At 50.9% G+C, this 22,053-nt stretch carries 17 protein-coding genes and 2 pseudogenes; 9 read left to right on the top strand and 10 right to left on the bottom strand.

Going from position 1 to position 22,053, the window contains the following annotated elements:
* Nucleotides 1-4 precede the first annotated feature (4 nt).
* Together SD425_RS24130 and SD425_RS24125 are read right to left on the bottom strand one after the other, a co-directional pair.
* Nucleotides 5-310, bottom strand: a complete 306-nt coding sequence (locus SD425_RS24130) for a hypothetical protein (protein ID WP_324673128.1) — start codon at nucleotides 308-310, stop codon at nucleotides 5-7.
* Between the two features lie 63 nt (nucleotides 311-373).
* Entirely contained in the window at nucleotides 374-733 is a 360-nt protein-coding gene (locus tag SD425_RS24125; protein ID WP_324673126.1) for a winged helix-turn-helix domain-containing protein, read from the bottom strand.
* A gap of 406 nt (nucleotides 734-1,139) precedes the next feature.
* Between SD425_RS24125 and SD425_RS24120 the strand changes: the two genes are divergently transcribed.
* Both SD425_RS24120 and plsY read left to right on the top strand, forming a co-directional pair.
* Nucleotides 1,140-6,485 carry a hypothetical protein gene (locus tag SD425_RS24120; protein ID WP_324673123.1) on the top strand — a complete coding sequence of 1,782 codons (5,346 nt, stop codon included), beginning with the start codon at nucleotides 1,140-1,142 and terminating at the stop codon, nucleotides 6,483-6,485.
* A gap of 177 nt (nucleotides 6,486-6,662) precedes the next feature.
* Nucleotides 6,663-7,301 carry a glycerol-3-phosphate 1-O-acyltransferase PlsY gene (plsY, locus tag SD425_RS24115; RefSeq protein WP_324673121.1) on the top strand — a complete coding sequence of 213 codons (639 nt, stop codon included), beginning with the start codon at nucleotides 6,663-6,665 and terminating at the stop codon, nucleotides 7,299-7,301.
* 10 nt (nucleotides 7,302-7,311) lie between these two features.
* Here the strand turns inward: plsY and SD425_RS24110 are convergent, their stop codons facing one another.
* On the bottom strand, nucleotides 7,312-7,842 hold the full coding sequence (locus SD425_RS24110) for an SMI1/KNR4 family protein (RefSeq protein WP_324673119.1): 531 nt from the start codon (nucleotides 7,840-7,842) through the stop codon (nucleotides 7,312-7,314).
* A 105-nt stretch (nucleotides 7,843-7,947) separates the two neighbouring features.
* On the opposite strand from SD425_RS24110, the gene SD425_RS24105 reads away from it, so the two are divergent.
* Nucleotides 7,948-9,312, top strand: a complete 1,365-nt coding sequence (locus SD425_RS24105; RefSeq protein ID WP_324673117.1) for a dipeptidase — start codon at nucleotides 7,948-7,950, stop codon at nucleotides 9,310-9,312.
* Between the two features lie 87 nt (nucleotides 9,313-9,399).
* On the opposite strand, the gene SD425_RS24100 is transcribed toward SD425_RS24105, so the two are convergent.
* The 4 genes from SD425_RS24100 to SD425_RS24085 form a co-directional block, all read right to left on the bottom strand.
* Complete coding sequence (locus SD425_RS24100; RefSeq protein ID WP_324673114.1) at nucleotides 9,400-10,026, bottom strand: porin family protein; 627 nt, start codon at nucleotides 10,024-10,026, stop codon at nucleotides 9,400-9,402.
* Between the two features lie 160 nt (nucleotides 10,027-10,186).
* The gene (locus SD425_RS24095; RefSeq protein ID WP_324673112.1) at nucleotides 10,187-10,864 is read right to left on the bottom strand and encodes a porin family protein; all 678 of its coding nucleotides are present in this window, start codon (nucleotides 10,862-10,864) and stop codon (nucleotides 10,187-10,189) included.
* A gap of 225 nt (nucleotides 10,865-11,089) precedes the next feature.
* Nucleotides 11,090-11,752, bottom strand: coding sequence for a porin family protein (locus tag SD425_RS24090; protein WP_324673110.1), 663 nt, complete (start codon nucleotides 11,750-11,752; stop codon nucleotides 11,090-11,092).
* A gap of 115 nt (nucleotides 11,753-11,867) precedes the next feature.
* Nucleotides 11,868-12,608, bottom strand: coding sequence for a porin family protein (locus SD425_RS24085; RefSeq protein WP_324673108.1), 741 nt, complete (start codon nucleotides 12,606-12,608; stop codon nucleotides 11,868-11,870).
* 265 nt (nucleotides 12,609-12,873) lie between these two features.
* Here SD425_RS24085 and SD425_RS24080 point away from each other — a divergent pair, with 265 nt between their 5' ends.
* Nucleotides 12,874-14,007, top strand: a complete 1,134-nt coding sequence (locus tag SD425_RS24080) for an acyloxyacyl hydrolase (RefSeq protein ID WP_324673105.1) — start codon at nucleotides 12,874-12,876, stop codon at nucleotides 14,005-14,007.
* Nucleotides 14,008-14,070: 63 nt separating this feature from the next.
* Here SD425_RS24080 and SD425_RS24075 read toward each other — a convergent pair whose 3' ends face one another.
* On the bottom strand, nucleotides 14,071-15,102 hold the full coding sequence (locus SD425_RS24075) for a quinone-dependent dihydroorotate dehydrogenase (RefSeq protein ID WP_324673104.1): 1,032 nt from the start codon (nucleotides 15,100-15,102) through the stop codon (nucleotides 14,071-14,073).
* A gap of 84 nt (nucleotides 15,103-15,186) precedes the next feature.
* Nucleotides 15,187-15,870: pseudogene (locus SD425_RS24070) on the bottom strand (YifB family Mg chelatase-like AAA ATPase); the annotation flags it as partial.
* A 536-nt stretch (nucleotides 15,871-16,406) separates the two neighbouring features.
* Between SD425_RS24070 and SD425_RS24065 the strand changes: the two are divergent.
* The 4 genes and pseudogenes from SD425_RS24065 (at nucleotide 16,407) to SD425_RS24055 (ending at nucleotide 20,195) form a co-directional block, all read left to right on the top strand.
* A complete protein-coding gene (locus SD425_RS24065; protein ID WP_324673102.1) occupies nucleotides 16,407-18,272 on the top strand; it encodes a helix-turn-helix domain-containing protein in 1,866 nt (621 codons plus the stop codon).
* Nucleotides 18,253-19,146 carry a TniB family NTP-binding protein gene (locus SD425_RS24060; protein WP_324673100.1) on the top strand — a complete coding sequence of 298 codons (894 nt, stop codon included), beginning with the start codon at nucleotides 18,253-18,255 and terminating at the stop codon, nucleotides 19,144-19,146. The genes SD425_RS24065 and SD425_RS24060 overlap by 20 nt, the downstream gene beginning before the upstream one ends.
* Nucleotides 19,146-19,529, top strand: a pseudogene (locus SD425_RS30070) (TniQ family protein); the annotation flags it as partial. The gene SD425_RS24060 and the pseudogene SD425_RS30070, both read left to right, overlap by 1 nt.
* 108 nt (nucleotides 19,530-19,637) lie before the next feature.
* Nucleotides 19,638-20,195, top strand: coding sequence for a hypothetical protein (locus SD425_RS24055; RefSeq protein ID WP_324673098.1), 558 nt, complete (start codon nucleotides 19,638-19,640; stop codon nucleotides 20,193-20,195).
* A gap of 166 nt (nucleotides 20,196-20,361) precedes the next feature.
* On the opposite strand, the gene SD425_RS24050 is transcribed toward SD425_RS24055, so the two are convergent.
* The gene (locus tag SD425_RS24050; RefSeq protein ID WP_324673096.1) at nucleotides 20,362-21,168 is read right to left on the bottom strand and encodes a hypothetical protein; all 807 of its coding nucleotides are present in this window, start codon (nucleotides 21,166-21,168) and stop codon (nucleotides 20,362-20,364) included.
* 136 nt (nucleotides 21,169-21,304) lie between these two features.
* Between SD425_RS24050 and SD425_RS30065 the strand changes: the two genes are divergently transcribed.
* Nucleotides 21,305-21,535, top strand: a complete 231-nt coding sequence (locus SD425_RS30065; protein ID WP_416381016.1) for a helix-turn-helix domain-containing protein — start codon at nucleotides 21,305-21,307, stop codon at nucleotides 21,533-21,535.
* The last annotated feature ends 518 nt before the right edge of the window (nucleotides 21,536-22,053 follow it).

Raw genomic sequence — 22,053 nt, 5'->3', positions numbered from 1 at the left:
AGAGCTAGAACTGAATAATTACTACACGCAGTGACGTCGCCCGCCGGAGCCAACGGATGGGCGTCTGTTCCTGCGGTGCAATAATTCGGTCAGCGGAAACCGCCTTACCTAGGGTAGTTCCTGTGAGCAGCGGCTCAAGACTGGCATCAACATGCTGCTTGGTGTGTACTGCAAGAATCGGATAGCACACGGACGAGTTGAGCACGGTAACGATTTGTGCCCACCCTGCGGAAGGAACACTAATTAGTCCAAGAAACCATCCGATAAATACGCCAAACCAGCGTGGCAAGCAGCAAGTAGCTTTGGGCATAGAGTGGAAGTCGTCGTTATGTATTTGCAAATATAACGACGAGCCAGCTCGTCAGGTTACGGCCTATTCATAAAGCCGAGCGGTTTCTTGCTCCATAAACTGCCGAAAGCGGGCCTGCATACCTTGAAAGGTCTCTAGCACCTGCTTGCCTTCGGGCGTGAGGGCCGCCCCGCCTCCACGCTTGCCACCAGCCTGGGTACTCACCAAGGGGGAGCGCGCCTGTGCATTCATGGAACTAACTAAGTCCCAGGCCTTTTTATAAGACATTTCCATGGCTTGCGCGGCTTTGGAGATAGAACCGAAGGCCTCTATTTTCTCAAGCAATTCGAGACGGCCAATTCCTAAAAAACGGTCGTTGGTACTTTCAATCCACAATCGACCATTCAGAGAGAAGGTTAGGTTTTCGAGTAAGATGTCTTTCATGCAAATAGGGGTGAGGTGGGTGAAAAGCGGCAAAATAAGGACGAGATATGTACATGCCTGCACTAAATATCGGTTAAAAACGATGTTTATGCCGATATTTTACTTGAAGCAGTGGGGGAATACTGGCTTGGAAAATGCTAACAATTTCCGCAAGCCTGCGGGCACAATGTCGGTTCACTTGGCTCGTTTAGCTAAGATAGCGTAAGGCGAGGAGAAAATAGAATTTTTTGCACTTAAGCTAGGTTCGATAGAAGTCTGCAATCAGAAAAACCTCTATATCTAGCTAGGTTTATATAGTTAAAAACGCGTTTGGTGGCGTTGAATCACGGTTTTAGGTCTTTCCCCAAAAAGTATGTCCCTTTTTTACGAAATTGTAGCCGTCTTATTAGGGTCTGAGAGAATTTGTATGAAGCATCCGGCTTTTCGATGGGTTTTTGTACTGCTATTGGGGCTAGGTACCCCAGCATGGGCACAGCAGAACAAGCCTCAAGCAACTAAACAGGCGCCCGCACCGGCGCCCACAGTAGCTCGCTTCACGGGCAAGCTGTCGAGTGAGCCCGGGCAGTTTATCAATGAGGTGCAGACGATGATGGCCATCGGCAATTACACCGGAGCCAAAGCTGCTGCTGCTAAGTTGCAGCAGCTTTGGGCGAGCAACAAGCTCACCGCATCGCAGCAAGCCAAAATCGTCGGTATTTCGCAGCAGATGCTAACGAAACGCTTCAAGCCTCGGCCGCACTTTGAAGATTTTTTTAAAGCTATTACGGCCGGAGCAACGGTGCAGTCTTTCAGCGATAAGCAGATGGATGAGCTGTTGGATGTAGTAGCTAAGACCGTGGACAAAGACACGGGTCCTGAAGCTGAAAAGTTTCTGACCAGCACGGCTCAGTTTCTGAACACCAAGGTTTTGTATAACTCGCGCTACAGCACGCTACGTGCAGTAGGGGGCACCTTCTCTTTTGCTTACAACGAAACGGATAACCCGCTACCAGCGCCGGCACCTATTGTACCTCCGAAGCCTGTAGCTCCCGCTCCCGCGCCTGCACCGGTTGCTCCCAAAGCTACTCCTGCCAAGACGCCGGCAAAGGCGGCAGCAAAACCAGTTGCGAAGGCTGCACCAAAGAAAAAGAGCAGCAGTGGCTGGGACACCGGCGACCTATGGGGTGATTCGGGATCTGGCAGCAGCGGTTGGGGTTCCTCAAGCGACGATGGCTGGGGTACACCCAAAAAGAAGCCAGTCGCAAAAGCTCCCGCTAAAACGCCCACCAAAGCGGCCGCTCCCGCCAAGGAACCCGAGCCGGAACCAGAGCCCGAGCCAGCTCCGGCGCCAGTATATGACACTTACCTAGCACCTCCGACGCGCGGCCCGGTGCTTATCATCAAGGATGCCGACCTGTACATGGCAGGTGCCGGTGACTCCATTGTGCTGCGCAAAACCAGTGGTATTGTCGTGCCTTCTAGCCACCGCTTTGTAGGCCAAGGCGGGCAGTACGCATGGACCGTCAATGGAAACCCCGCCACGGCCGACCTGACCAGCTATGACTTCGACCTAAACAAGCCGGAGTTTACGGCTCAGCCAGTTACGCTCACGTATTCGTCTGTATTGGAGGCTCCCATTCAGGGTGCTCTATCTTACAAAGCTGTTAAGAAGAAAGCAGGCACTACCGATACAGGTTATCCGCGCTTTATCTCGCTCACCAACGATGCGCGGGTGAAGAACATTGGACAGAATATCCGCTACTTTGGGGGCTTCTCGATGGCGGGTGGCCGCATGCTCAGCGCTGCCTTAGATGAGTCACTTTCGCGCATTTTCGTGGACGTAGACGGCAAGACGAAGTTCCGAGCAGCCTCGCGGGCTTATACCCTAGGTGACTCTATCATCACCGCCGATCGGGCTTCCGTTACCATTTTTCAGGATAAGGCCGATTCCCTGACGCACCCTGGCGTGAAGCTGAAGTACGCAAAGCGCGGGGAGGTATTGCAACTTACCCGGGAAAGCGGCCTGTATAAAGCCACGCCGTATGTAGATTCCTACCACCAGATGGAAATCACGACGGAGATGCTGACCTGGCCCCTCCGCACGCCTTACATCGACTTTGCTATTCTAACGGCGAAGAACCAGGTGACCGCCAACTTCGAATCAAAGGACTTCTACACGAACACGCGCTACCAGCAGATCAAGGCCATCAACAAGCTACATCCCTTGCAAATGGTGGTGGGGTATAGCTTGAACCATGACAACGTGAAGCAGTTCACGGTACAGGACTTGTGCCAGGAGCTGAAGTTGAAAGAGTCGAACGTACGCTCCGCGGTGGCTGGCCTAGCGCAGGATAGCTACGTGCAATGGAATCCGCAGACCGACCAAATTACGCTGCTACCAAAAGCTAGGCATTACGTCATATCGTCGCGCGGCAAGAAGGATTACGACCACATTGCCATCAAATCGTTGTCGCCATCAGGAAAGAACGCTACGCTCAACCTGAACAACAACGACCTGATTGTGCGCGGGGTAGACCGCTTCAACTTCTCCGACGACTCCGTAACGGTGTACGTGCGGCCCGATAGCAGCATTATTCGGATTCAGAAGAACCGCGGTGTGTTGTTCAACGGTACGGTCGTGGCCTCGGCCTTCGTGTTCAAGGGCAAGGAGTTTAAGTTCGATTATGATGGCTTCTTCATCGACCTCACGAAGATCGACTCCGTCATTGTGAAAGGGAAAGGCTCTAAAGGCTCCGTAATGCGGGCGCGTAAGGAAAAAGACTTTACGCTCACCAATAAAGACAAGCAATCGGCGGGTAAGCTCTACATCAACCGGCCCGATAACAAGTCGGGGCGTAAGAAGCTAGGTGCCTACCCCTCGTTTGACGCTTCTACGGGTGCTTACGTTTTCTTCAACAACCCCGAAGTGCTGGGCGGCGCTTACGACACAACGGTTTACTTCGATATCCCACCTTTTAAGATTGATTCGCTCAACAACGTAAACCGTTCTGCCATTGGCTTTACGGGTACGTTTAACTCGGGCAATATCATGCCGCCGTTCAAAACCAAACTCTCGTTGCAAGAGGACGGAGCCCTAGGTTTCAATTATGACGTGCCGAAAGAAGGCTTCTCGCTGTACGGTGGTAAAGGACGACTTTTCAACAAAGTCCGCATGAGCAACCGCGGTCTGCAAGGCATCGGCGACATAAAATACCTCACGGGTAGCTTCGGTAGTGAGCAGTTTATCTTCTACAAAGACTCCGTAGTGACGGTGGGCAAAACGGGCACTATTGGGCAAGGTCCGCTCAATGGGGTTGAGTTCTCGAACACGACATTGCTGCCGGGCTATCAAATGAAATGGGTAGTAAAGGCCGACTCGATGTACCTAAGTACCCAACGTGATGGACAACCGATGAAGATGTATGCCAATGCGTACAGCTTCAAGGGTACTACCATTCTGACACCGGGTGGCCTCTACGGCGATGGCCGGATGGATGGTCCGCAGTCGTTTATTCGCTCGCCGCAATTCGCTTTCAAGCCGACCAGTTACTCTGGTAAACGCTCTACCTTCAGTATCAAGTCGGCGGAGGCGAATAAGCCGGCGCTGACAGCAAATAACGTAGCCTTCAACTACGATGTGAAAGGGGGCAACACCGAATTTGCGCGAGAAGAAGGTGATAAAAAATCGAGCATCGATCTACCTTATTCTCAATACAAAACAACGCTGAGTGGTGGTAAGTGGGACTTCAAAAAGAAGATTGTGCAGCTCCGCGTTGCCACGGGTGCCGACTCTTCGCGCTCGTACTTCTACTCGACCAAGCCAGACCAGCACGGTCTTAAGTTCCGCGCCGCCACGGGGCAGTACGATCTGAGTCGCTACCGCTTAGTGGCAGGTGGCGTGCCTTATATCGCTGCCGCCGATGCCTGGATTATGCCCGACAGCAGCAAAGTGTATGTGCTGGCTAACGCCCAAATGCGCAGCTTCAAAAATGCGGGTATCGTGATGGATACGTTGGCGAAGTTTCACAACCTGTATAACGGTGAAATCACCGTTCGCTCACGCACTGCCTTTACCGGTACGGCACTCTATAAGTACAAGAACGCTACTGCTGATTCCTTTGCTATCAAGTTCTCGAGCTTCAATGTCGATTCAGCCGCGGCTACCCGGGGCGCTTTGGCGCAAGCTGGCAAGGGCGGTATGAAGAGCCTGCTACGAGCTAAGAAAGCGGCTGATCCGAATGAGCCTTTTGCGCCACCAACGGTGGCTGTTGCAAAGGTAGCCGACTCGGAGAAATTTCACCTAGCTCCGCGAGTGGCATACCGCGGCAACGTAACGCTCAACTCGCAACATCGGGGCTTTACCTTCGACGGGCAGTCGCGCCTAGAGTTCAGCAAAAAGCCGGATGCTGCGCAGTGGTTTGCCGTGCAGGATAGTATTGATCCGAAGGCCATGAAGATCAAGCTAATGGAGCCGAAGACCGAAGATGGCACCCCTATGCATATGGGTTTGTTTGTGTCGAACAGCACTTCTAAGCTGTACCCGCTTTACGTGGCTACCAAGCCCGATGTAACGGACATGAACTTGTTTACGGTAGACGGTACGCTAGGCTTCGATGCAAAAAAGCACCTGTTCACAGTGGCCCGCTTCGACCCGAATGACCCGGACAACTATGAAGGCAACCTAATGACTTTCGCCGATTCGTCAGCGGCCATGACGTTCCGGGGCAAGCTGAACCTGATCAACTCCAATAAGGACTACACCCTCACGGCGGCAGGTCTAGGCACGGCCAAGCCAGACAGCAACAAATACGCGCTAGATACATTCCTGGCCTTTGACATCAACATGCCAGAAAAGGCAGTGGAAGCAATGGCCGACGACATGACCCGTAACACGAAAGGTGCAGCCGAAGCCCTAGATGGTTCTCCGGCTCAGCTGTATAAAATGGGGGAGTTCATCGGCAACAAGGATGTGCAGAGCTACGTCACCCGCAAGGCAGGAACCTACGTGCCCTTGCAGAAGGTGTCGTCGAAATTCCTGCACACTATTGTACTGAACAAGGTAGACTTACGGTGGTCGGAGAAGCAGAAAGCGTGGTACTCGGTAGGCAAGATTGGTCTCGTGAGCATCGGCAAGAAAGACCTCAATGCCATGATCGACGGCTACATCGAAATCAAGAAGGAAGCCAACGGCGACGCGGTAGAACTGTACCTAGAAGCTGATCCGCTGACGTGGTACTATCTCAAGTACACCAACAACGTGCTGTTAGCCAAGGCCCAGCACGGCAGCTTCGACGAAATCATCGGCTACAAAGCCAAGGGAGACTATAACACGGCCACCCAATACGGCTTCTACCTAGGTGACGACCAAGAAGTACAGACGTATCTTACGCACTTCCGCAAAGACTACAACGTCGATACCAAGGGTAAGAAGATAACCCCTGTGGTGAGCAGTGGCAAGGACTACGACTCGGTGGAGGAAAGCGGTAAGAAGAAAAAGAAGGGCAAGAACGAGGTCGTAGAAGACGACACCCAGACCGCCGATGCACCAGTAGAGGAAACGTCGAAGAAAAAGAAGAAGGACAAGACCGCTACTGGCAGTGCCTTCGATACCGACGCTACTCCGCCCGCTGCCGCTCCGGCCGAAGACACGGGCAAGAAGAAAAAGAAGGAGGATAAAGTGGAGGAAGCTTCACCAACTGATACGCCAACCGAAGAGCCGAAGAAGGAGAAGAAGAAAAAGAAGAAGGGCCAAGACGACCCCTTCGGTGAATAGCAACCTAGCCCCGCCCGGTTCTCCCGTGGCGGGGCTTTTTGTGAGGGCCGTTGTGGTGGTAATACAACTTTCAAAATAGTAGTACAACAGCGCCCTGCCACATCTGCCTCGGTAATTGCGTATACAGCTCAGATCTTCTTCTATATTTGACGACCACCCTAACCCGCCCTCCTTGCTATGAATCTTCCTGTTGTACTTGGCCTGCTCGTGTTGGCCTATCTTCTCGGTTCCATCCCAACTGCGCTTTGGGTGGGGCAACGCTTCTTCGGTCTCGATATTCGGGAGCACGGCTCCGGTAACGCTGGCGCTACCAACACCTTCCGGGTGCTGGGTAAGAAACCTGGGTCCCTCGTAATGGCCGTGGATGTGCTGAAAGGCTGGGCTGCCACTTCGCTAGCTCAAGTGATGCTGAACCAAGGCGCTATCCGGGAAGATCAATTGTTGTATTTCCAACTGGCATGCGGCATCTTGGCGGTGCTCGGGCACATTTACCCCATCTTTGCTGGTTTTCGGGGTGGAAAAGGCGTAGCCACGGTACTTGGAATGATGCTGGCAATTGCGCCGCTCACGGTAGGCGTGTGCTTGCTGGTGTTTCTGGCCATGCTGTTTATCTGGCGCTACGTCTCACTTTCCTCTATGACGGCAGGCCTAGCTTTTGCCTTGCTGCAACTACTGCCGCCGTTCCGCCCCGATAACTCGTTGCTGCTCATTTTCGGCTTTGTGCTAGCTGGGTTGCTGATTTATACGCACCGGGCGAATATCCAGCGGCTGCTAGCGGGTACGGAAAGCCGGGTACCGCTGTTTGGGCGGCGGTAAGCGGAATAGCTTAGCTAGCTACTAGTTTGGCAATTCGATCTAACTCAGTCCAGATGGTTGGTACGTGAACATCAATCCTTTTGAGTGATTGCTTAAGCTTAATAGAATCTTTAATTTGATTGATAAGCCAATCAGTAAAACGGCCATATTCAATTATTTGGAGGCCCGGATCAACATCACTCTGTATAATGCACAGCTTTACGGGTGGGTTGTCAATTCCTTGTAAAAAGTACCAGAAATTGTAGCCCTGCCATTCCGAGAAAACAAAGCCATTAGGTTCTAAAACGGATTGGTTTTCTGCTAAGAGCTCAGTTGCTGAGTCCCAACTATAAGCGAGCGTATCTAATCCGAAATCTCGTCCATTCATCCAACTGAGCTTCGTCTTTCCACACCATATCAGAAAAAGACGATAAGCCAATGGAAACTGAATATCATAAGCTCTTTCTTGGTAGGTGATTTCTTCTTCAGAGCAACCTATAGCATCTGCAGTTTCTAAAGCAGCAGTCAGAAACTGTTTAAGTTGAGAATAGAAGACTTGCATCTAATTTAAATGCAGAGCTGATACCTTGTGTTCTAGCATGAGAGAAGCTTCCTGCCTGCTACCTTTATGGCCTCCTGTTTACCTGCGAACATTCATTCTCAATAAATGGCTTCCTTCCTTCAAGATAACCAAGAACGTTTCCTAAACGAGCTAATGGATTGGCTGCGCATCCCGAGCGTATCGGCTGATCCAAAGTTTCGCAATGATGTACTCAGGGCAGCCGACTACCTCAAAGCACGCCTCGAAGAAGTAGGCTTGGAAAACGTGGAGCTGTGCCAAACGGCTGGTAACCCCATCGTATACGGCGAGAAAGTAGTAGACCCTAGCTTGCCAACGGTTCTCGTGTACGGCCACTACGACGTGCAGCCCGCCGACCCGCTGGAGCTATGGACTTCTGGCCCGTTCGAGCCCGTCATTAAGGACGATAAGATCTATGCCCGTGGCGCCTGCGACGACAAAGGTCAGGTGTACATGCACGTGAAGGCCTTCGAGGTGATGATGCAGAACGGTGGCCTGCCCTGCAACGTGAAGGTGATGGTGGAAGGCGAGGAGGAAATTGGCTCCAACAACCTAGGTATCTTCGTGCGGGAGAATAAGGAGAAGCTAAAGGCCGACGTGATTCTCATCTCCGATACCGGCATGATTGCCAACGATACACCGAGCATCGAGGTAGGCTTGCGCGGCCTCAGCTACCACGAGGTAGAAGTAACTGGTCCTAACCGCGACCTGCACTCGGGCCTCTACGGTGGCGCGGTGGCTAACCCCATCAATGTGCTGTGCAAGATGATAGCTAGCTTGCATGACGAGAACAACCACATTACTATCCCCGGCTTCTACGATAAGGTGGATGTGCTGAGCGAAGCCGAGCGCGCCGAACTCAACCGCGTGCCTCACTCCGACGACGAGTTCAAGCAGAGCATCGGCCTGCCAGCCACGTATGGCGAAGAAGGCTACACAACCGTAGAGCGTATTGGCATCCGACCCACGCTAGACGTGAATGGTATCTGGGGCGGCTACACGGGCGAGGGGGCCAAAACAGTAATTGCATCCAAGGCCTTCGCCAAAATCTCGATGCGTTTGGTGCCGCATCAAACCTCCGACGAAATCACGGCGCTGTTTCAGCAGCATTTCGCCAGCATCGCGCCCGAGGGCGTGACGGTGCAAGTACGACCCCACCACGGCGGCGAGCCTGTTGTGACGCCTACTGACTCAGTGGCTTACCAAGCGGCCGCCAAGGCCATCGAAACCACTTACGGCAAGAAGCCCGTGCCCACGCGCGGCGGTGGTTCTATCCCAATTGTAGCCATGTTCAAATCGGAGCTAGGTATCGATACGGTGCTGCTCGGGTTTGGCCTCGATTCGGATGCCATTCACTCGCCTAATGAGCACTTCGGCGTATTCAACTTCCTGAAGGGCATCGAGACGATACCGTTGTTCTACCAGAATTACGCGGCGGCAGGTCGGAGCTAAGGGTACCTAGGTTATAAAACCTACGCTAAACAGGCCCGCTTCAGCACAGAAGCGGGCCTGTTTAGCGTAGGGCCTTCGTATGTAAGATTATTTTTTGCCAAAAAGCCGATTGAATAAGAAGCCGACGTACAGCTGGATGGTGGTGTTGCGAAGCACCGGATCAGTAGTGCCGGCGGCAACTGTGGTCTTGTCGCTTGTCGTCAGGATATTGTTGAAGCCGCGAGTGTAGCGCCAGCCCACGTTCATGCCTTTCGGATCTTGGTAGCCAAAGCCGACCGCAACACCTAGGTCTGATTTGCGGTAGGAAATAGAATCAATAGTCGCATTGGTTGGGTTGCGGGTGCTGGAAAGCAGATAGCTCACTTGCGGACCCGCCTCGAAATACAAGCCTCCTGCGTTGACCTTCAGCAGCAAGGGCACATCGACGTACGTGAGCTGCGCCAATATTGATGGCCCGTAAGAGGTAGCTTGGTCGCCCTTGATCGAGTACAAAACTTCTGGTTGCAGCGAAACGACACTGTCTCCTAGGATACCGAGGCCAATATTGAAGACCGCCCCGCCGTGGTAAGCCGTGCGGAGTTTGCTTTCCCGAACGTCTTTGCCTGCCCCATAAGAGAGAGTGCCGCCTAATTTGACTCCTACCCGCAAGCCTTGTGCAAGACCAGTAGAAGCAAAGCTGACAATCAACAACAGGGATACGAGAAACGTTTTCATGGATGAGGTGAACGAACGAAGGGGATAATCATTGCGGGCAACAAAACTACAACGCAAGTGGTAGCCCTTCATGACTTAATCGAGGGTAGTGTGCAAACAAAGCGAGGCCCGACTTTCTACGTAGAAAGTCGGGCCTCGCTTCACCGGCGGTTTGGGGTGCTTACTTCAGCTTCAGCAAGTAACCCACCGAAGCCTGGAACACAGAGAAGCGGGCGTTAGCCAACTCGTTATTGTGATAAAAGCGTTGCGCAAATTCCGTGAAGGAGGCATTGTAGCGAAGGCCGATGAGCAAACCAGAATTTGTTTGGACTCCGAGTCCTGTGGCAAGACCAATTTCGTTGCGATTCACACGCGCTAAGCTAGGTTCGGTATTGCTGTGGCTAGCTTGTTTGCCATTGAGCAAGTAGCGCTCCTCATCTTTCACGTTTAGAAGTCGGCTGTACTGCGGTCCTGCTTCAACGTAAAAGCTCTTCAGCTTAAACTTAATGAGCACTGGTACGTCGAGATAATTGTAGGACGAAGTGCCTTTGAGGTTGAAGGTACTATTTCCCATCTGGTAGGTCGGGTTGTCAATCTTATAGCCGCGTTGCGAAAAAAGCACCTCGGGTTGCACCGACAGCATGCCGTCTTTTAAGAAACTCACATTCAGCAGCAGGCCACCATGACCACCGTACTTAGTGGAGTAATAATCTTTATTGGCGATACCGCCCGCTAGGCGTGATGCATTGCCGCCTGCTTTAACACCAATACCAATTCCGATGCCTTGCGCGTAGGCGGTCGGAATAACAAATACAGCAGCGCCAAACACGGCTGTCGTCACGAGCAAAAACTTATTCATATAGCTAAGGGAAAAGACTGCAGAAGTAACGCGCGTAGGTTGGACAAGCATGATAAGGATAGAAGAACCCCGAAGCGGCATGAAAACTCGAAAGTAAAAGCGAAGGCGGGTTCTGACGCGCAACAATCGACGGGAAGCACATTTTCACCGATGCAAAAAAGCACAATGCCCCGCCTTCCAAGGAAAGCGGGGCATTGTGCTTATAGAAAGAGGAAGTCGGACGCGTTAGTTGCCGCTAGGGAACAGGAAACCTACTGAAGCTTGAAACACCGAGTTGCGAGCGTTGCGAAGGTCGTTGCCTTGGTAGCCGTTCTTAGTGAAATCGGTGAAGGAACCATTGTAGCGTACGTCGAGGATGACGCCTACTACTTGTACGCCAATGCCTGCAGCATAGCCTACTTCGAAGCGGTTAACGTTGCTTAGGTCGCGCTCAGCAGAGCTATAGTCAAGCTGCTGACCGTTGAGGTAGCGGCGGGTCTCATCTTTACGATTGATCAGGTAGCTGAATTGAGGACCAGCTTCTACGAAGATAGGACCAGCCTTGATTTTGGCTAGTACGGGCAAATCGAGGTAGTTATAAGTAGCCTTGCCTTTGTAGCTATATAACCCTTTTAGATATGAACCGTCATTCTTGAAGCCTTTCTGAGAATACAATAGCTCCGGTTGCAGCGACAAGAAGTTGTCGGCAAGCAGAGGCACGTTGAGCATCAGGCCACCAACAAAGCCAGTTTTGTTTTGGAAACGATCTTCATCTTGTAGGTCGCCCGAAAGGTTCGACAAGTTAGCGCCTGCCTTGATGCCGACCCGTACGCCTTGTGCGCGTGATTCGATAGCAGAAGCAGAGGTAATAAGCAGTAGAGCAACTACTGCAAGGAAAGCCTTTTTCATGATAAGTAAGAAAATACCTGGCCGGATGCAGATGACCAGAATAGGTAAGCAAAAGGGTGTGTTAGTGTAAAAAGAAAAGGCTGACTAGCATTTAGTCAGCCTTTTGCTTAGTGTATTACTTGCCGAGGGGCAGTAGGTAGCCGAGTTGTACCGTGAACATCCGGTTGAATGCTTTGGGCTCGTATTTGGCGCTTACGTCTTTCGTGTCGAACAACGATTTGAAACCTTGGTTGTAACGTACGCCTACGCTGATGCCACCTTCTGTTTGGTAACCAACGCCAGCCAAACCACCGATGTCGAAGCTAGCCAGGTCTTCTTTGTAGTCGCCTGCTGGGGTGCTGGTTTTGTCTTTGTCACCGTTGTTAAACTTAGTGGTCTGCGTGAAGTCTTGGCTTGAGCGAGCCATGTAACCAATTTGCGGACCTAGCTCGAAGTATAAACCTGAGCCACCAGGAGCGGTATTGATCCGTACTGGAATTGGTAGATCGATATACGTTAGAATGCGTTTGCCTTCGCTCTGGAATTTCTCCACGTTGTTGGCGTAGCCTTGGCTAGTGAGCGTGCCACGGTCGCTGATCGTATAAGAGCGTTTGAAGCCTTTCCGGTCTACAAGAATTTCAGGAGCTAAAGTCCAAAATCCGTCGCTGCTTAGAGGCAGTTGGAAAGAGAGACCAGCGTTAAAGCCAGCTAGGTAGTTAATGTCAGCACCGCTGTTAGGGCCGCCAACTTGGTCGGCATTCTTGCCACCAATAGTCGAGTAGGTACCGCCAACACGGACTCCGATGCGGAAGCCAGATTGAGCATGGGCCAAAGAAGCAGTAGCAAGGCCGAGCGTGAGGAGAGCGAGCTTTTTCATAAAAAAGGTAGGTAAACTTTAAAGTCAATTGTTAGAAGCGCAGGCAATTAGAATTGCGTTGCTAGCGTGATGTATGGGCGTCTATAGCGTAGAAAAAAATAAAAAGTTGCGGCCTAGCTTATAATAAATCATAAAAAATGAGTAAAATCGAGGTCACGTTTCCTTCAAGCCAAAGAATAAGAATGGCTTACCCTAGGCGAGAGAAATAATCGTTTCCGTAACTGTGGCGCGTTGGTTGCGTTAGTTGAGGCATTGCTTGCTAGTTATGCCTTACGTTTCCGCATCTCGCCTACTCATCACTGGGTTTACGTTACTCGGTTTGGTATTCGGAATACCACAACGTGGCCAAGCGCAACAAGCGTCGCCGACGCTACCCGCTGGCCCACTAATTATTGGTGCTTACGCGCAAGGAAGCTTTATCCTTGCTCACACACCTGCGGTGAAGCACCTAGCTGTGTCGCACCCCACTGGCTTCGAGCTAAACCTACAACGCCAAACCAACGGCTCCGCACCATGGCACGCATGGTACCGCTACCCGAAGATTGGGCTAGCGCTAGTGTACTACGATTACCATAATCCTACCCTAGGTCAATCGTACGCGGCTACCGTGTACATAAACAAGTCATTCTGGCGTACAGCTCGCCAAGAGGTCAACTTTCGCTTGGGCACCGGCGTGGGCTACTTCCCCAACGCCTTCAACCAGGAGACCAATCATAAGAACAACATTATCAGCTCGCATCTCAACGCCACCATCCAAATGCGGTTGGAATATGATGTGGCATTGTCGGAGCGCGTGGGCTTACTGATGGGGGTTGGGCTCAATCACTACTCCAACGGTGCCACCACAAAGCCGAACTTTGGTATCAACCTGCCCTCGGTAATGCTGGGCCTCAACTACCATCAGCAACGTGCCTTCCAAGCGTTGCCAATCACCGATGCTGATAAACCAACCGACATTGGGCGCAACTTCATCAACCTAAGCACCAGCCTAGGCTTTAAGCAGCGCGATGAAGCAGACCGGCGTAAGTACCTGGTCAACTCCGTATCAGTGATTGGGGGCCGGCGCATCAACCGAAAGAGTAACCTGCTAGTGGGGCTAGAAGGCTTCTACGACCATTCATTGAGCGCAGAACTCCGCGACACGGCCAGCGCCGGCGAGAAACTGCCTGACGTAAAAAAGGGAGGCGTTTTGGTTGGGCATGAGCTGCTATTCGGTCGGCTAGCTTTCGTAACGCACCTCGGCATCTATGTGTATAATCCTTATAAATCCAATAAGTTCTACTACGAACGGATAGGATTGAAGTACCAATTCACAGACTTACTCTTCGGCGCCGTCGACTTGAAAGTGCACCGCGGCTCTGCTGATGTTATCGAGTGGAAGGTAGGCGTAAAGCTCTGAAGGAATGACTGAGTAACTGAGTGTGGTCAATGAACGTCACTCAGTTACTCAGTGCGAAGCCACTCAGTTACTCTTCAAAGCTTGATTGATGCGCTTGACTAAGGCCGGGCCTTCGTAAACAAAGCCTGTGTAAAGCTGCACAAGCGTGGCACCCGCCGCTAGCTTTTCCTGAGCATCAGCGGCGGAGTGTATGCCGCCCACGCCAATAATCGGCAAGGCTCCCTCGGTACGACCATGCAAATAGCGGATTACCTCGTTAGCTCGCTGGCGCAAAGGCCGTCCGCTAAGCCCACCCGCTCCGATGGTAGTTAAGCTAGCTTCTGATGCCTGCAAGCCTGCCCGGCTGATAGTGGTATTGGTAGCTACTAAGCCGCTTAACTGGGTTTCACGGGCAATAGTCAGAATATCATCTAGCTGCCCATCAGTTAGATCTGGGGCGATTTTGAGGAGCAGGGGGCGGGGAGTGGGTTGAGCTAGGTTCGCTTCCTGTACTTGCTGAAGCAACCGGATCAACGGCTCTTTTTCTTGCAACTGGCGTAAGTTGGGCGTATTCGGCGAGCTGACATTAACCACAAAATAGTCGACCGTATCAGCGAGGGCTTTTACGCACGCTACGTAGTCGTCGGCGGCCTGCTCATTGGGTGTGTCTTTGTTCTTGCCAATGTTGCCCCCAATAAGAACCTGAGAGCGGCGCTGTCGCAGCCGCGCCGCTACTACGGCTACGCCTTCGTTATTGAAGCCCATCCGATTGATAAGTGCTTCGTCGGATGGTAGTCGGAACAACCTAGGTGTTGGGTTACCGGGCTGGGGGCGTGGCGTTACTGTTCCAATCTCGACAAACCCGAAGCCTAGGGCACCTAGCTCGTCCGTTAGTTCGGCGTTCTTGTCTAGGCCAGCTGCCAAGCCCACGGGGTTCTTGAACTTGAGGCCAAACACCTCTCGCTCCAGACTAGGGTGCTGGTAATCGTACAGCATCCGTAGCAAGGCGGCCGTGCCAGGCACCTGAACCGAGCGCTTCAAGCTACCGAAGACAAGATGGTGGGCCTGTTCAGCATTGAGTTGGAACAGGAGCGGCTTCAACAAGGACTTGTACATAGCGCCGTAAAGCTACGCAAAGAGGGACTGAGTAACGTCGTTCAACGAATTACTCAGTCCTTCAGCTACTCCGTTATGCTTTCATTATCCAGCCCAGCCTTCCCGGTCGAGGCTACGGTATTGGATGGCTTCCGCTAAGTGCTCGATGCGGATTTCGTCGGTGCCAGCTAGGTCGGCAATCGTGCGTGCTACTTTCAGGATACGGTCGTAGGCGCGGGCCGAGAGGCCTAGGCGTTCCATGGCTGTTTTGAGCAGGGCTCGGCCCGCTTGGTTGATCTGGCAGATATCCTTCACCATTTGCGGGGGCATCATAGCATTGGAATGCACATCCGGAAACTCCCGAAAGCGCGCGGTTTGCACCGTGCGCGCTTTTTCCACGCGTTGTTGAATATGGCTGCTATGTTCCGCTTTGCGGGTTTCTGTCATCTGATCGAAGGTAACGGGCGTGACCTCCACATGCAGATCGATGCGGTCGAGTAGGGGTCCGCTCACTTTATTGAGGTACCGCTGAACCACGCCAGGGCCGCACACACATTCCTTCTCCGGATGATTGTAGTAACCGCACGGGCACGGGTTCATGCTGGCAATGAGCATGAAATTAGCCGGGAAGTCGATGCTCACCTTCGCCCGCGAAATGGTTACGCGTCGCTCCTCCAGCGGTTGGCGCATCACCTCCAGCACCGTACGCTTGAACTCGGGCAGTTCATCCAAGAACAAGACACCATTGTGGGCCAGCGAAATTTCACCGGGTTGCGGATTGCCCCCACCACTGTTAATTTCATTATTTATTGCAACATAAATTACCTAGGATGCAGAAGTTAACGCGAAAAATAGCCGCTAATAGTTGCGACTAATTATTATTAATCCATTATATATTGCGACGGATTTGTTTTTGACTAGTGAAAAGGGATTCGCCATTGTTCTGCTACACTACTGCTTCAAAAGGTCCCTATTATGTATTATACAGCAGTTCATAAAATAGCCTAAAGTCCCAATTCGTTTTTAATCAGTTACAGGACTCATTATATATTGATAAGTCTTGAGTTTAGAAGTGATGGCTTATCATATGCTATAGCTGAAAAGGAGTACAAGTCAATAGACTATTCTGCCGAGACATAATAAGATCTAATTACGAAGCACAAGCATATCAGAATTCAAACAGCATGTAGCTTTTTCAGCGGGATATTCGACTAATGTTGGATCTGAGAATACCTACGGACTCCTAGATACTCACTTTTCAAAGTTTCCTATTGCTTTGATAAAGGAGATATACTACGTATAAGTATTCTATTTATATTAAATAGATGAAAGAGCTATTGCACCTACGCCAAGGGGAAATAGTAGAGTTCCAAGGGAGAAGCTACACCATTTTGCGTGTAGAGGAAGACTTGGCAACTGTTCTTGCACGAGATACAATCAACGGCGTAGCTGGCCGATTACCAGTATGTGACTTGAGCGTACGTCGAGCACAAGCAGAGAGTCTGGAGCCAGTTTCAGAGCAACTGACTCCAGACCAGCTAGCCCATGCACAACGACGTGCAGCCGCTCTAACCTTGCTGAATGAGACAATAGCCGGTAAGCGCATGACAGTGAGTGAAGTAGCGGCGGCTTATCAGGTACATCCTGCTACTATTTACCGGTGGCTGGAGCGGTGGGATGACACGGGCCGAGTATCGGCAATGGCCAATCGCCCAGGTCAAGGAGCAAAAGGTCGCTCCCGCTTAACTTCAGAGGTAGAAAGTTTAATACAAAATGTAATCGAAACATTTTACCTGACCAAGCAGCGCCGTCGCGTGCAGCAAACCTACCTCGAGCTAAAGGCGCGATTTGCACATCATCCGGAGTGGCAGGTTCCTTGTTTGAATACGTTGCGGAAACGTATTGCTCAAATTAACGGGCGAGAGCGTACGCTGCGTCGATATGGTTCACGGGAAGCTCGTGAACAGTATGATCAACTAAAGGGCGGCTTTTCATCTTCAGGGCCTCTTGATATTGTGCAAATCGATCATACATTGCTCGACCTAATGTTGGTGGACGAAATGGATCGTACTACCTGCATTGGTCGACCTTGGATCACGATAGCTATGGATGTGTATAGCCGCATGGTTATTGGATTCCATGTGTCATTCGACCCGCCCGGTGCCATGGGAACAGGCTTGTGCTTAGCTCATGCTATTTTACCGAAAGAATTAGGTATGAGAAAATTGGACGTTGATGGGGAATGGCCTTGCTGGGGTGTTCCCCGTCTCTTACACCTAGATAATGCACGTGAATTTCGCGGCAACATGTTGCAAACTGCTTCCAAGGAATATGGATTCAAATTGCAATGGCGCATTATAGGAAGACCGGAGTACGGGGGGCACATTGAGCGTCTAATGGGAACGGTGCTGCAAGAAATTCATATGTTACCTGGTACCACCTTCTCCAATATTAAAGCGCGGGGCCGTTACGACTCGGAAGGCAAGGCAGTACTCACCCTACATGAGTTAGAAGTGTGGCTGACCCGTTACTTCGTCTCAATTTATCACCAGCGCAATCACACTGCGCTTGGCGCTACTCCTCTTCAGCAATTCCTAAAGGGTATGCGAGGGAGCGCTGGGGCGGATGGAGTGCAGCCGCGAGTGGTAAACGAGCACAGACTACGACTAGACTTTATGCCTTCCATGGTACGTTCAATCCAGGACTACGGTGTGGTGATTGACCATATCCATTATCAGGCAGACGTACTTGGCCGCTGGGTTGACCGGGCAGCACCAAGTAAGGGAAATGCTCTAGGTACCAGGCAGTTCATTTTCAAGCGTGACCCTCGTGACATCAGCAAAGTGTACTTCTGGGATCCTGAACTGTGCCGGTACTATGCCATTCCATATCGTAATGTCCTCTGGCCTGCCATGAGCATCTGGCAGTACCGTGAAGCGCTTCGAATCGTCAAGCAGCAACAGCAACCGGTTAACGAAACCCTCATTTTTGAAGCAAGAGCCCGACAACAGGCTATAGTTAATAACGCGAAGCGGCTCACAAAAGCCGCGCGGAGAGAACAAAATCGAAAGCCAATTGAAGTAGTACTCCCTCCTGTCATCCTGGCTTCTACACCGCCTGCGCCCCTTGCATTGCCAGTTCGTGTTTTCCGACCCTATACCGACCTTCACGATGGATTACTTACATCCTAAAGCGAAAGCTATTGCTCAACTCGATGCTGCGGAACGCATACGATGGTTGTGGAGAGAACAGTGGATCGGTTACCCGCAAGGTCAATACGTATTAGACAAAATGACCAGGTTGTTGCAGCGTCCTCCGGTACACCGAACAGAGAACTTCCTGCTAGTTGGCGACAGCAACAACGGTAAATCAACCCTGATGCGCGAATTTTGCCAGCGGCACAAAGCTACGATCGTAGAAGAGGAGGACGGACTGCGTGCGCCTGTTCTCATGATCGAGGCTCCTCCTGTACCAGAAGAGAAGCGTTTATACAATAATATTCTTTATGCCCTTGGCGCGCCAGTGCGCGCTAGCTACCATGTGATCAAAAGCGAATCACAGGTACGCGAACACTTTAAACAGATGGGCGTGCGCATGCTTATCATTGATGAGGTGCACAACCTTTTGCGAGGAAATCATGACAAGCAGGCGAAATTAGGAACAGTGCTTAAAACGATGACGAATGAGTTACACTTTACTTTCGTTTTCGTAGGTACTGAGGAGATTTGGGCAGCCTTGCGGGCGATGGACCAACTGGGTTCGCGTTTCCAATCCGTATGCTTGCCTCGGTGGCAAATAGATGAAGACTACTTACGCCTCTTAGATACGTTCGAATACCGTCTCCCACTACGTAAAGCCTCCATGCTAAGCGAACCTAAGCTGGCAATGGATATTTTGGCTAAAACAGAGGGGTTGTTCGGCGAAATCCATAATTTGCTGTGTACCGCTGCTGAAGCCGCCATTTCTAATGGGCAGGAGTGCATTACCCTCCAACTACTAAGTAATTTGGACTGGACATCGCCCTCGGAACGGCACAGACGGGCACGCGGTGCCATTACCATCTGATGGGTAATAACCTTCTAGGAACACTCTGGCCGGCATTTGTGCGTCCTCAACCGGATGAGCTATTATCTAGTTGGCTGGTGCGGCTAGCGCGTGCTCACAACCTGAAGGTGCACACCTTTTGCTCAGTGACGTGGCCAAAGGTTCAAATTTGGAACCGTGACGTAGACCGGCTGGCTCCTAGGGCTTTGCTTGATACATTGGCTACTCGCACGCCTACTCCGCCTGAACGCGTGTGGAAGACTACCTTAGCCAGCTATGCTGGATGGCTACACGCGCGTACTAATCCACGGGGTCATGCTGAATGGATATTACCATTAGGCATCTATCATCGGACACGCAACCGGTATGGCCTCTTGTTCTGTCCGCATTGTCTGCAAAGTGATGGTGCTATCCCTTATTTCCGTAGAAAGTGGCGATTAGCATTATCGCTGGTGTGTCCCCACTGTGAAATCTATCTTCATGATCGGTGTCCCCAATGCAATCAACCAATCGTGTTCTTCCGGCAAGAATTAGGTCGTAAATCAGCTCTGCCGGACGCGCCAATGACCGCATGTTTTTACTGTGGATTCGATCTTCGGTATTCTAGTGGTCAACCTGCGCCCAGTGCTTTGGTTCAGCAACAGACTGAATGGTATCGTATTCTGTCAGAGGGTTGGCATGAACAAGTGTTTTACCCACACTTATATTTCGACGTTTTGCGGCAAGTAGCCAAAACACTCTTTAGCCCTTCACTTTTTGGGTCGGATTGGCAGCGTGAGATAAGTCAACAAGCAGGGGCTTACTTGCCTTCTGAAGCCTGGCAAGTAAGGCCAGAGCATATAGCACTCGAGTTTTGGCCTTTTATTGTACGTAAAGCCCTCTTACAACAGGCGCAATGGCTGCTAGAAGATTGGCCCAGACGGTTTCTAGCTATGATGAAGCAGTATCGTATTGCGAGCACGCCGTTGCTACGCGATAGAAAGGTTTTTCCTTATTGGTATGAGTCTGTCGTTCGTGATCATCTCTACGTTAATAATGTCAATCGACGCTTTAAGGAGTTTTGGAACTAGTCTTTACCAAAGTTCATGATTGACTTAGATAAAGTTGCGCTTTAGGGCCAGCAATAATCTAATTAGCACAAGCAGGCGTCGGATCCTATTCAGTTTACTGACGTTGCATATAAGAAGCGTTACTCATAATTTCAGTGCTCAGCCTCAAGACACAATATTATGATCGCTAACGGGGTTCAACTGGAGGAGAGTACCCATAAGAAGCAAACAAGCGTTGTGCGCGCGACAGACGTCCGCGGGTGAAAATTTCTGGCCCCACTCCTATGTAAGGTTGAGGCTTAAATAATAGCCTTTTAACAATTGACTGACTCATTCTTAGTTGCCGGGCAATAGCCGCTACGTTCCATGGGCGTAATGATTGCTCCTGCTGCTCAAGCCACTGCTGTAAATGCTCCCAATGCGCTCGAAGCACTAGCCCATTCTGAGGCGAAGTAGTTGTAGAAGTTTTCTCTTGAGTAATAAAAGTCTTCACAATCACTTTTGGTGACGCAGCCTTGTTCAATGAGGGTAGCATAAATGCTTCTTGAACCTGGAGGGCAATGACATCCTCTGAAGCGAAGCTCAGCAGCAGTGCTCGTTGGCCAGCGAGTGCATCCGCTAAGGGTTGCGCCTGCCAGTATTCTACACCCCGTGCAGATGCTTTGCTGATATAATTCAACTTTCTTGCTAGATGATGGATGAACGCTCCATTTTGAGCGCGATCCTGCTCAGCAACTGTATACGTACCCATTAGATACGTTAAGAGCCGCGTGAGACTTTCGTCTTCGACCCACACCTGCTCATCTTCGACCCACAAGGTAGGCTCACACCGAGCAAAGGCCTTTTCCCATTGATGAAGCTCGGTTTCTGGGAAACGAGGCTGTAGTTCTTGATAGGTTCGCGTAAAGGCTTGCTGTTGCTGGAGAGGCGAAGCGTGGGAATAAAGTAGAATTTGATAGGCAGGTTGATCTGATTCGGAGAAGGGCGTGTTCATAGTAGAAGGGATAGGCTAGTAGAGAAATTGAAAGAACAGGGTGCCTTTCTGCCTGGGACTAAGTAACGCAAGCTAATTATATTGTAGACTACTGACAACAATATGGCTCAACGTACGCGGGTAGCTTGCCCTCGTTATGAGCGGCGATCCAATCAAAGCATTTGGGGTGGTCGTCCGAGAGGCGAGAAACGAGCAGAGGCTCTCTCAAGAGGAGCTCGCTTTTGAAAGTAACTTGGACCGTACGTTCATCTCCTTGCTGGAAACGGGGAAGAAGCAGCCGTCTCTATTAACAATCTTTCAATTAGCCACTGCTTTACGCATTAGTCCTTCGGACCTATTAAAGCGCGTTGAGCATCGGCTAGAATAAAGAATACTGCTTTTATGAAAAGCAGGTACTACACCAAGATGCAGTACCTGCTTGCTACTAGTACCCAGCGAATGCACCAACACGCCTCTTAGAGCCTTGGGTAAGATAATGCTACACCTTACTGGTTTTGTCCAAAGGGAAACTGTATATCTAAGCAACTAACTATTATTACTGGGGAAATAAGTTTGTTACTGTAGAAGTGAATTTCATCTAAATAATTGCTTGATTAGTAGGACGCACCACCCTGAGGTAACAATTCCGTTTTGAACGTGCTCCCAGCACGTGCCATGCTTGCCTGCATCTCTCATGCAAGTCTACCGGAAGTCATCCTCCGTTACCTTATTCTGCTGGCACTGGTGCTAGCATTACCTACCTGTAACACATGGGCATGATTAGTCCATTGCGTAGCCCCTCAAAAGTCCAGTTATGACCCGTTGCATTTATCAAGCAGATATTGGGAGTTGAAGCATATATCCTATACCGTGAAAGAACGAGTAGTAACCAGGGGGCACTTGGAA

This window comes from Hymenobacter sp. GOD-10R (genome assembly GCF_035609205.1).
In the GTDB taxonomy this organism is placed as follows: domain Bacteria; phylum Bacteroidota; class Bacteroidia; order Cytophagales; family Hymenobacteraceae; genus Hymenobacter.
The sequence above is the reverse complement of the archived record's forward strand: the minus strand, read 5'-3'. Positions and strand labels throughout refer to the sequence as shown.

Bases quoted from the DNA above. Each gene is read 5' to 3' on its own strand.
- SD425_RS24130 (WP_324673128.1), bottom strand. From the start codon at position 310: ATGCCCAAAGCTACTTGCTGCTTGCCACGCTGGTTTGGCGTATTTATC.
- SD425_RS24125 (WP_324673126.1), bottom strand. From the start codon at position 733: ATGAAAGACATCTTACTCGAAAACCTAACCTTCTCTCTGAATGGTCGA.
- SD425_RS24120 (WP_324673123.1), top strand. From the start codon at position 1,140: ATGAAGCATCCGGCTTTTCGATGGGTTTTTGTACTGCTATTGGGGCTA.
- plsY (WP_324673121.1), top strand. From the start codon at position 6,663: ATGAATCTTCCTGTTGTACTTGGCCTGCTCGTGTTGGCCTATCTTCTC.
- SD425_RS24110 (WP_324673119.1), bottom strand. From the start codon at position 7,842: ATGCAAGTCTTCTATTCTCAACTTAAACAGTTTCTGACTGCTGCTTTA.
- SD425_RS24105 (WP_324673117.1), top strand. From the start codon at position 7,948: ATGGCTTCCTTCCTTCAAGATAACCAAGAACGTTTCCTAAACGAGCTA.
- SD425_RS24100 (WP_324673114.1), bottom strand. From the start codon at position 10,026: ATGAAAACGTTTCTCGTATCCCTGTTGTTGATTGTCAGCTTTGCTTCT.
- SD425_RS24095 (WP_324673112.1), bottom strand. From the start codon at position 10,864: ATGAATAAGTTTTTGCTCGTGACGACAGCCGTGTTTGGCGCTGCTGTA.
- SD425_RS24090 (WP_324673110.1), bottom strand. From the start codon at position 11,752: ATGAAAAAGGCTTTCCTTGCAGTAGTTGCTCTACTGCTTATTACCTCT.
- SD425_RS24085 (WP_324673108.1), bottom strand. From the start codon at position 12,608: ATGAAAAAGCTCGCTCTCCTCACGCTCGGCCTTGCTACTGCTTCTTTG.
- SD425_RS24080 (WP_324673105.1), top strand. From the start codon at position 12,874: ATGCCTTACGTTTCCGCATCTCGCCTACTCATCACTGGGTTTACGTTA.
- SD425_RS24075 (WP_324673104.1), bottom strand. From the start codon at position 15,102: ATGTACAAGTCCTTGTTGAAGCCGCTCCTGTTCCAACTCAATGCTGAA.
- SD425_RS24065 (WP_324673102.1), top strand. From the start codon at position 16,407: ATGAAAGAGCTATTGCACCTACGCCAAGGGGAAATAGTAGAGTTCCAA.
- SD425_RS24060 (WP_324673100.1), top strand. From the start codon at position 18,253: ATGGATTACTTACATCCTAAAGCGAAAGCTATTGCTCAACTCGATGCT.
- SD425_RS24050 (WP_324673096.1), bottom strand. From the start codon at position 21,168: ATGAACACGCCCTTCTCCGAATCAGATCAACCTGCCTATCAAATTCTA.
- SD425_RS30065 (WP_416381016.1), top strand. From the start codon at position 21,305: ATGAGCGGCGATCCAATCAAAGCATTTGGGGTGGTCGTCCGAGAGGCG.